Source organism: Kitasatospora sp. NPDC057518 (assembly GCF_042802075.1).
Taxonomy (GTDB): Bacteria; Actinomycetota; Actinomycetes; order Streptomycetales; family Streptomycetaceae; genus Kitasatospora.
This window is the reverse complement of sequence record NZ_JBHVEU010000389.1, coordinates 1-8,478: the sequence shown is the minus strand read 5'-3', so window position 1 is coordinate 8,478 and position 8,478 is coordinate 1. Positions and strand designations below refer to the sequence as shown.

The 8,478-nt window shown below is 74.0% G+C and carries 9 protein-coding genes; 2 read left to right on the top strand and 7 right to left on the bottom strand.

Annotated elements, in window-relative coordinates; genetic code table 11:
• Positions 1–31: 31 nt before the first annotated feature.
• The 3 genes from ACFU7Z_RS30615 to ACFU7Z_RS30605 all read right to left on the bottom strand — a co-directional run bounded on the left by ACFU7Z_RS30615 (position 32) and on the right by ACFU7Z_RS30605 (position 2,655).
• Positions 32–703: a hypothetical protein gene (locus tag ACFU7Z_RS30615; protein ID WP_380781070.1), complete on the bottom strand. Its 672-nt coding sequence runs from the start codon at positions 701–703 to the stop codon at positions 32–34.
• Between the two features lie 132 nt (positions 704–835).
• Positions 836–1,483: a YdcF family protein gene (locus ACFU7Z_RS30610; protein WP_117492263.1), complete on the bottom strand. Its 648-nt coding sequence runs from the start codon at positions 1,481–1,483 to the stop codon at positions 836–838.
• Positions 1,484–1,638: 155 nt separating this feature from the next.
• Positions 1,639–2,655 (bottom strand): cytochrome c oxidase assembly protein, encoded by a 1,017-nt coding sequence (locus tag ACFU7Z_RS30605; protein ID WP_079272526.1) that lies wholly within the window; start codon positions 2,653–2,655, stop codon positions 1,639–1,641.
• 246 nt (positions 2,656–2,901) lie between these two features.
• Between ACFU7Z_RS30605 and ACFU7Z_RS30600 the strand changes: the two genes are divergently transcribed.
• The gene (locus tag ACFU7Z_RS30600) at positions 2,902–3,861 is read left to right on the top strand and encodes an NAD-dependent epimerase/dehydratase family protein (RefSeq protein WP_380781068.1); all 960 of its coding nucleotides are present in this window, start codon (positions 2,902–2,904) and stop codon (positions 3,859–3,861) included.
• A 49-nt stretch (positions 3,862–3,910) separates the two neighbouring features.
• On the opposite strand, the gene ACFU7Z_RS30595 is transcribed toward ACFU7Z_RS30600, so the two are convergent.
• Positions 3,911–4,744: an SDR family NAD(P)-dependent oxidoreductase gene (locus tag ACFU7Z_RS30595; protein ID WP_380781066.1), complete on the bottom strand. Its 834-nt coding sequence runs from the start codon at positions 4,742–4,744 to the stop codon at positions 3,911–3,913.
• A 207-nt stretch (positions 4,745–4,951) separates the two neighbouring features.
• Between ACFU7Z_RS30595 and ACFU7Z_RS30590 the strand changes: the two genes are divergently transcribed.
• Positions 4,952–5,578 (top strand): TetR family transcriptional regulator, encoded by a 627-nt coding sequence (locus ACFU7Z_RS30590; RefSeq protein WP_380781064.1) that lies wholly within the window; start codon positions 4,952–4,954, stop codon positions 5,576–5,578.
• 64 nt (positions 5,579–5,642) lie between these two features.
• Here the strand turns inward: ACFU7Z_RS30590 and ACFU7Z_RS30585 are convergent, their stop codons facing one another.
• Genes ACFU7Z_RS30585 through ACFU7Z_RS30575 form a run of 3 tightly spaced genes read right to left on the bottom strand, consistent with a single transcriptional unit; the run spans position 5,643 to position 8,382 of the window.
• On the bottom strand, positions 5,643–6,695 hold the full coding sequence (locus tag ACFU7Z_RS30585) for a CU044_5270 family protein (protein WP_380781062.1): 1,053 nt from the start codon (positions 6,693–6,695) through the stop codon (positions 5,643–5,645).
• Complete coding sequence (locus ACFU7Z_RS30580) at positions 6,692–7,327, bottom strand: RNA polymerase sigma factor (protein WP_380781060.1); 636 nt, start codon at positions 7,325–7,327, stop codon at positions 6,692–6,694. Before ACFU7Z_RS30580 ends, ACFU7Z_RS30585 begins: the two co-directional genes overlap by 4 nt.
• 59 nt (positions 7,328–7,386) lie before the next feature.
• The gene (locus ACFU7Z_RS30575; RefSeq protein WP_049656211.1) at positions 7,387–8,382 is read right to left on the bottom strand and encodes a 2-hydroxyacid dehydrogenase; all 996 of its coding nucleotides are present in this window, start codon (positions 8,380–8,382) and stop codon (positions 7,387–7,389) included.
• Between the last annotated feature and the right edge of the window lie 96 nt (positions 8,383–8,478).

The window sequence follows — 8,478 nt, the reverse complement described above, 5'->3', positions numbered from 1 at the left end:
GTACGGACCAGCCCGGGGGCCTCCTCCGCGCTCAGGCGTCGGCCGGCCGACGGCGGCCGAGCAGGCCGGTCTCGTGCAGCAGGAGCGCCTGGCCGCCCCACACCAGCACGGTGCCGACCAGACAGGCGAGCGCGACCAGGATGCCCATGCCGATCCTGACCGGCCGGTGCTCGGCCACCTCGCCGGTCGAACCGTCCGCCCACACCTGTTCCCGATGGCCGTCCGGGTGGTCGCCGTCGTGGGAGCGGCGGACCTGCTCCCAGTCCTGCCCGGCCGCCGTCCAGCGGTAGGTGCAGCTGTAGACGTCGATCGAGCCGATCGGGCCGCGGTCGCTCTCCAGGGTCTCCGAACCGGAGACGTGGCAGCCGCTCAGGGTGGCCGTCACCGCCTTGTCGGTGCGCATCCAGCTCCGGATGTCGTCCGTGGCGGACGCCGCCATCAGGACGCCGACCAGCGGCGGCACGAGCAGGAACAGGCCGATGCCCACGACCGCGCCGGGGGAGACCTCGTACCGCAGGAACGGTCCCGAGGCCGCCGCGCCCGCCAGCAGGGCGGCCCCGAACACCCACCCGTGCCAGGACAGCCACCCCGGGTCGTCGAACACCCACTGCCAGGCGGCCAGCCCGCCCACCACCGCCGCGACCAGGGCGGCCGCCAGGGCCACCAGGACGCAGGCCCGCTGCAACGTGCTCCACTTGGACACGCTCGTGCCCCCTCCGCACTCGGCTCCGCCTCCATCCTGGCGGAGGGGTGCGACACGATCCAGGGCCCGGCACCTGGGTCGCTGTGCCCCAGGACCGCTGTGCCCCAGGACCGCGCTGCCCAGGGACCGTCCTCAGGACAGTCCGAGCAGTGCCCCGGCCCCGGCCGCCGCCACCACCAGGAGCAGGGCGGCCCCGTGCGGGCGCCACAGGGCGAGGGCGGTGCCGACGGCCTCGCGCAGCAGGAGGTACGGGCCGTGCGCCAGCGGGCCGTCCGCGCCGAGCACGGCGGCGGGGGCGCCGGCCCGGCGGGCGGCGAGGGCGGAGCGGACGGTGTGGAAGCCGTTGGTGACCACCGTGCAGCGGTAGCCGGGGCGCTCGGCGGCCATCAGGGCGGCGCTGAAACGCAGGTTCTCGGCGGTGTTCACGGCCCGCTCCTCGCGCCGGATCCGCTCGGCCGGGACGCCCCGGGCGACCAGGTAGCGGGCCATCGCGGCGGCCTCGGTGCAGTCCTCGTGCGGGCCCTTCCCGCCGGTCACCACGACCAGCGGGGCGTACCCGGCGGCCTCCTCGGCGGCGAAACGTTCCAGCGCGGCGTCCAGCCGGGCCGCCAGCGGGGGCCCGGGCTCGCAGCCCTCCAGCGCGGCGCCCAGGACCACCAGGTAGTCGGAGCCGGCCGGCACGGGCCGGCGGCGGTGGTACAGCGCCAGGCCGAGGAAGCCGAGCAGCCAGAGCGGGACGGACCCGCAGAGCAGGACGGCGACGAACAGCAGGACGTGCATATACGTTCGAACGCCTGCGGCGGAACGACCGTTCCGGGGCGGTCCCGGAACGGCGGAACCCCCGTTCCGGAGGCGGAACGGGGGTTCCCGGGAACGGTCGTTCCGCGGTGAGTGGTGGGGTGGCCTCAGTCGGCCTCAGTCGGCCTCAGTCGGCCTCAGCCGGCCTCGGCCGCCGGGGTGGCGCCCGCCACCGGGGCGACCGGGGCGGCCGGAGCCGAGCCGGGGCGCCGGTCGCGCTTGTGCAGCGAGGCCAGGTAGGCGTTGTACGCCTCCAGCTCGGCGTCGCCGGTGCGCTCCTCGGAGCGGTCGCGGCGGCGGGCCTGCCGCTGTTCCGAGCCCATCCACTGGTAGACCAGCGCGATCAGCACGATCGCGGTCGGGATCTCGCCGAACGCCCAGGTGATGCCGCCGGCCAGCTTCTGGTCCTCCAGCAGGTTCGTCCCCGGTGGTGCGCCCTCCACGGTGAAGGTGGTGACCAGCGGGTGGCCCGCCATCATCACCGCCACGCCGAAGAAGGCGTGGAACGGCATCCCCATGAACAGCTCGATGATCCGCATCACGTGGCCCGGGCGGTGCGGGCCCGGGTCCACGCCCATGATCGGCCAGAAGAAGGCCAGACCGGTGAGCAGGAAGTGCACCATCATGAAGATGTGCCCGAGGCGGTACTGCATCAGGAAGTCGAACAGCGGGGTGAAGTAGACCCCGTACAGGCTCGCGATGAACATCGGGATGGTGAACGCCGCGTGCGAGACGATCCGCATGTACCGGCTGTGCAGCAGCGCCACCAGCAGTTCGCGCGGCCCGCGCGGACGGCCCTTGCCGGCCGGGCGCAGGGCGCGCAGCGCCAGCGTGATCGGGGCGCCCAGCAGCAGCAGGATCGGCGTCAGCATGGAGAGCACCATGTGCTGGATCATGTGCGCGCTGAACAGCACCATGCCGTAGTCGTTCAGCCCGGTGCAGGTGACCAGCAGCATGGTGGCGACACCCGCCGCCCAGCCGACCGCCCGGCCGATCGGCCAGCGGTCGCCGCGCCGGTACAGCCGCACCACGCCCGCCGCGTACAGCCCCAGGAGGACCAGTCCGCCGAGCAGGAACACCCAGTCGGGGGACCAGGTCCAGACGTTGGACAAGCTGAACGGGCCTAGTTGGGTCATCCCGCCGTGGTGGTGCATTCCTGACATTCCGTCGCCCATCGGCGGGTCCTGCTTTCCGTCCTCGTGGTCCAAAACGCGGGTCCGGTTCGCCCGTTTTGCTTGACATACAGCCTAGGTGGGCCTTACCCCGGGCCATCCCCCCACCCCCTCCGTACGGGTGTCTCCCCACCGGAGCGCCTCCTGGCTAGACTGACCGGCCGGTCGGCGGGGAGGCTCGGGGGCTCGGAGTCCGAGGGCTCGGGGATTCGACAGGGAGGCTCGGAGATGGCGACGGAACACGGTCCCGCGGCGCCCACCACGGTCGCGCTGACCGGGGCGACCGGCTTCATCGGCTCCGGCGTTCTCGCGGCCCTCGCCGCGCGCGGCGTCCGGGTACGCGCCCTGGCCCGCACACCGCCCCAGGACGCCGTACCGGGCCCCGCCTGGGTCCCGGGCGACCTGGCCGACCCGGCGGCGCTCACGGAGCTCTGTACGGGCGCCGGGGCACTGGTGCACCTCGCCTCCCGGGTCGACGGCGGAGCCGAGGAGTGCGAGGCGGTCAACGACCGGGGCACCGCCGCCCTGATGGCGGCCGCCACCCGCGCCGGGGTGCGGCGGATCGTCCACCTCTCCACGGCCGCGGTCTACGGCGAGGGCCCGCACCGGGGCATCGAGGTGGACGAGGTGCCGCCCGCCCCGGTGTCCGAGGCCAGCCGCACCCGGCTGCTCGGCGAGCGCCACGCGCTGGCGGCCGGCGGGTGCGTGCTGCGCCCCGGACTGGTGACCGGCACCGGCGACCGCTGGGTGGTGCCCGCGCTGGCCGAGCTGGTCCGCCGGGTGCCGGTCCGCTGGGAGGGCGGCCGCACCCGGCTCTCGATGGTCGACCGCGCCGACCTGGCCCGGCTGATCACCGCGCTCGCCCTGGACGGGCAGGCCGCCCCGACGGGCGTCCACCACGCCTCGCACCCCGACCCGGTCCGCGGCGGCGACCTGCTCACGGCCCTGGCCGCCCTCGGCCTGCTGCCCGCCCCGGACGGCCCGGACACCCCCTGGGAGGAGTGCCGCCGACTGCTGGCCGCCGCGCCCGGCCGGGTCTCCGAGCGGCAGTTCGGCCTGATCGCCCGCGACCACTGGTACCGCAGCGACCGGATCTGGCACCTCGCCGCCTGCCCGCCCGGCCCCGGCCCCCTGGCCCGCCTCCCCGAGGCCGCCCCCTGGTACCGCCAGGCGCTCGGCCGGCCCTGAGGGGCCGCCGGGAGGCGGGCGTCGCGGCCGGGGTCCTCCCGGTCCCGGTTCAGGAGGCCGCGTCGGCGAGCAGCGCGGTGGTCAGCTCGTGGAGGCGCCGCGCCGCCTCGGGGTCGAAGGCGGGGCCGGTGAGCTCCAGCGGCGCGCCCGTCATGGAGGCGGAGAGGGTCTCGGCGGGCGGCGCGTCGAGCGCCGCCAGGACCGGCACGATCCCCTCCTCCACCGGCCTGGCGTTCCGCCGCGCGGCTTCGATCTGCTCGGCCATGACCGGGTCGTACTCGCCCGAGAAGCCGGTGCGGACGCTGCCCGGGTTCAGCAGCACGTACCGCACCGGACCGGCCGGCCGCCGCTGGGCGAACCCGACGCCGAGCAGGTCGTTGAGGCGGCTGCCCTGCATCAGGGCGTCGATGCCGCTGTAGTCGCGCTCACGGCCCAGGTCGTCCCAGCGGATCTCGCCGAAGTCGACGCCCGGGCCGCAGACGTTGACCACGACGGGCGCCGGTGCGGCGGCCAGCAGGTCGGCCAGTTCGTGGCTGAGGACGAAGCGGCTCAGGTAGTACAGCGCGAAGGTGTGCTCGAAGCCCTCGGCCGTGACCAGGCGCGTGGATCGGAAGTGCTGGGCGCACAGGACCAGTCCGTCGATCCCGGCGAACCGGTCCCGGATCTCACCGACGGCCTTGCGGGTCTCGCTGACCAGGCTGAGGTCGGCGGCGATGAAGTGTGCGCGGCCCCTGGCGCCGATGCGCTCGGCCTCCGCGAGCACCTCGGCGCCCTTCTCGGCGTTGCGGCCGAGGACGACGACCTCGTCGCCGCGCCCCAGGTACGTCAGGGCAACGGCCTTGCCGATGCCGTCCGTACCACCCGAGACAACAATCGTTTTCACGCTGGGACCTCCACGGAACGGTGAACACGGGAGAACTCGCGGCGGGGAACGCCGGTGCGGCGGGAACCGACCTGTGGGAAGGCGTGCGCATACGCGCGCCGCCAAGTCATCGATTGATGACTCGGTCGAAGCTAATCGCGCCGGGATAGCATGTCAACAGCTGATGACTTGATGCCGCAGCACCTGTCGATCCACCGGGAGAATGCCGTGACCGCACCGTCGAGCGGCCGGTCGCCGCGCCACAAGCGCGACCGGGAGGCCACCAGAGCCGCCCTGCTGGCGGCCGCCCGGGTCCACTTCGGCCGCGAGGGCTACGCCGGGGCGAACGTCCGCGGCATCGCCCAGGATGTGGGCGTGGACGCCTCGTTGGTGTTCCGGTACTTCGGTTCGAAGCGGAAGCTGTTCGAGGAGGCGTCGGCCGAGGACGCGCAGGAGGCCGGGGCCGTGCTGGCCGGCCCGCCCGGCCAACTCCCTTACAGACTGCTGGAGATGATCCTCCGCGAGGAACGGCCGGAGTCGGTGGGCGACCACCCGTTCATCGCCATGCTGCGGTCGGCCGGCGACGAGACGATCCGCGGTCAGCTGCACGACCAGGTGTGCGACACCTACATCGCGGGCCTGCGCGCCCTGGTCGACGGGCCGGACGCGGATCTGCGGGCGGAGCTGTTCAGCGCGTGGCTGCTGGGCATCAGCGTGGTGCGGACCGTGGTGCGCAGCGACGTGCTCGCCGCCGCGACCCTGCCCGAGGTGGAACCGTACTTCGACCAGGTGGCCGCCGCCCTGCTGGGCGGGGGCGGCTCCGCCGATGACCGACGAGGTGGGCCCGATCGTTGAGGGGCCGCCGGTGCCGGGGTGTTCCCGTTGCGGCGGCCGGCGGCCCCCATCGGGCGTGGGACCGTCAGGCCGTGGCCTGCCCGGCGCCGGGGCGCTGGTTCTTCGCGTCGACGACGGCCCGGGTGACGATGGTCGTGCGCTCCACGACGGTGCCGGGCTTGATGCCGTACTCCTCCCGGACCTGCACGCCACGGCTGCCGAGGTACTGGTGGCTCTCCCGATCGAAGATCCACTCCGATCGCTCGCCGGTCTGGGGGTCGAGCCGCGCCAACGCGATCCCGTCGCGGCCGGAGACGTCCTGCGCGTGCTCGACCACCACCACGCCCGGGATCTTGCCGGCGGCCTCGTAGAGCGCGGCGGCGAGGGCGGAGGGGACGAGCTGCTCGCGGATGATGGAGCCGATCTCGTTGAACGCCTGCTGGTCGTGGTCCCGGTCGCCGCTCACCGTCGAGTAGACGGACTTCAGCAGCGCGTCGGGGTCGGCGGGCTGGGCCGCGAGCCACTGGTAGGTCAGCTGCTTGCGGGGCTCCTTGGTGTCCAGCGTGATGCCGCCCTTCGACTGGTAGCCCGGCTCGTCCAGCCAGCCCTTGGTGCCGTCGGGGGACTTCCACACCTCGCGGTCGTGGAGCGGCTGGACCCAGGTGGCGGACTCCCCGGTGTCCACGTTGTGACGGGTGGCCATGAAGGAGACCTGGCTCTTGACGTAGACGAACTGGCCCGGTCCGGGCTGGGGCGTGGTGCGCGCCGTCGCGGCGGCGGCGATCGCGTGGACCGTCGAGGCGAGCTGGACGGTGCTCCCCTCCTCGATCTGCACGACGGGTGCCCTGACCAGCCGTGGGGAGCCGACGGTGTCGGCCGGGGTGTTCAGGGAGACGACCACGGCGAGGGCCGCGGCCGCGGCGACCGGCGCCGCGAAGAGGACGGTGCGGCGCAGCGGGCGCCGTACCGGGGCGGCCGCGGGGGCGGCCTGGTCGGGCCGGTGGATCTCGCTCATCAGGTGCTCCTCGAGCAGGTCCTGGCGGTCGGCCGCCAGGCGGGGATCGGCCGGCGCCGGCAGTAGACGGGCCAGTTCCGCGTGGTCGAGCGGTTCGGTGTGCCGCCGCGAGTTGCGGATCATCGGTGCGTCTCCTTGTGCGGCCGGGCCGCGGTGCTGCGGCTGCCCTGTACTTGTCCGGGGATCGGGAGCGGTTCCGTGTTCTTCTGCGCGGCGCGCAGTTCCTCGGCCGCGAGTCTGCGCAGTCGGGTGCGGGCGCGGGAGAGGCGCGAGCGTACGGTGCCGACGGGTATGCCGAGGGTGGCCGCCGCCTCCGCGTAGCCGATCCCGGACCAGACGCAGAGCGCGAAGACCTCGCGTTCCGAGCGCCGCAGGCGCCCCAAGGCCTTGTGGGCGGCGGCGAGTTGCTCGGAGTCGGCGATGCGGCCGACGAGTTCGTCGGCGAAGTCGGGGACCGGGTCGGTCGCGGGCATGCGGGCCAGGGCCGCGCTGTGGCGGCGGGCGGCGCGCGTCGTGTTGCGCAGCACGTTGACGGCGATGCCCATGAGCCAGGGGCGTGGGCTGTCGCCCTCGTCGCGGAGTTTCCCGCGCAGGCGCCAGGCCTCGAGGAAGGTCAGTGAGACCACGTCCTCGGCGAGTGCCCAGTTCCCGGTCACGCGCACGGCGTGGCGGTACACCAGGGAGGCGTGGTCCCGGAAGAGGTCGCGGAACGCTTCGGGGTTCCCGGCCCGGAGCCGGGAGTGTGGATGGTTCACGTCATGCCTTGTCCGGGCGGGAGGGCCGGTTCCCGTGATCCGGGTCACCATCCGCGGCGTCAGTTCCTGGGGACCAGGGTGTTCTCGTTGCGGCGGCCGGCGGCGTGGTCGTCGATGTTGCGGGCGGTGGCGTCGATGATCTGGCCGACGGCGGTGCGGGTGAAGTAGGCCTGGTGGCTGGTGACGAGGACCTGGGGGAAGGTGACGAGGCGGGCGAGGGTGTCGTCGGTGATGCCCTCGATGGAGCGGTCGGTGAAGAAGACGCCGGTCTCCTCCTCGTAGACGTCGAGGCCGACGCCGGAGAGGCGGCCGGCGCGCAGGGTCTCGACCAGGGCGGCGCTGTCGACGAGGCCGCCGCGGCTGGAGTTGATGAGGATGGCGTCGTCCTTCATGCGGGCGAGGGCGGCGCCGTCGATGAGGTGGTGGGTGGCCGGGAGGAGGGGGACGTGGAGGCTCACCAGGTCGGCGCGGGAGAGGAGTTCGGGCAGTTCGGTGTAGTGCATGCCGAGGTCGAGGCAGGCGGGGTTCCGCGCGATGTCCCAGCCGAGGAGTTCGGTGCCGAAGCCGGCGGCGATGCGGGCGAAGCACTCGCCGATCTTGCCGGTGCCGATGACGCCGACGGTCATGCCGTGGATGTCGCGGCCGAGGAGCCCGTCGAGGCGGAAGTCGAACTCGCGGGAGCGGCTCGCGGCGCGGGTGAGGCGGCGGTTGACGGCCAGCGCGAGGGTCCAGGCGTGTTCGGCCACGGAGTACGGGCTGTAGTGGGAGACCCGGGCGACGGTGAGGCCGAGTTCGGCGGCCGCGTCGAGGTCGATGTTGTTGAAGCCGGTGGAGCGCTGGGCGATCAGCTCGGTGCCGCCGGCGGCGAGGACGGCGAGGGTCTCGGCGTCCAGGACGGCGTTGACGCTGCTGCTGACGGCCGGGTAGCCGGCGGCCAGCGGGGCGGTGTCGCGGTTGAGGAACACGTCGAGGCAGCGCAGCCCGTGGCGGCCGGCGAAGGCCTGCTCCAGCAGCGGCCGCTCGTCGGCCTGCACTCCGTAGGCGAGGATCTCCATGCCGGACACGCTAGCGGCGGGGGCCGCCGGACGCCCGCCGGGTGCGGCAAGCGCCCCCGGGACGAACGGAGGCCCCCGGGCCGCGCGGGGCGGGCC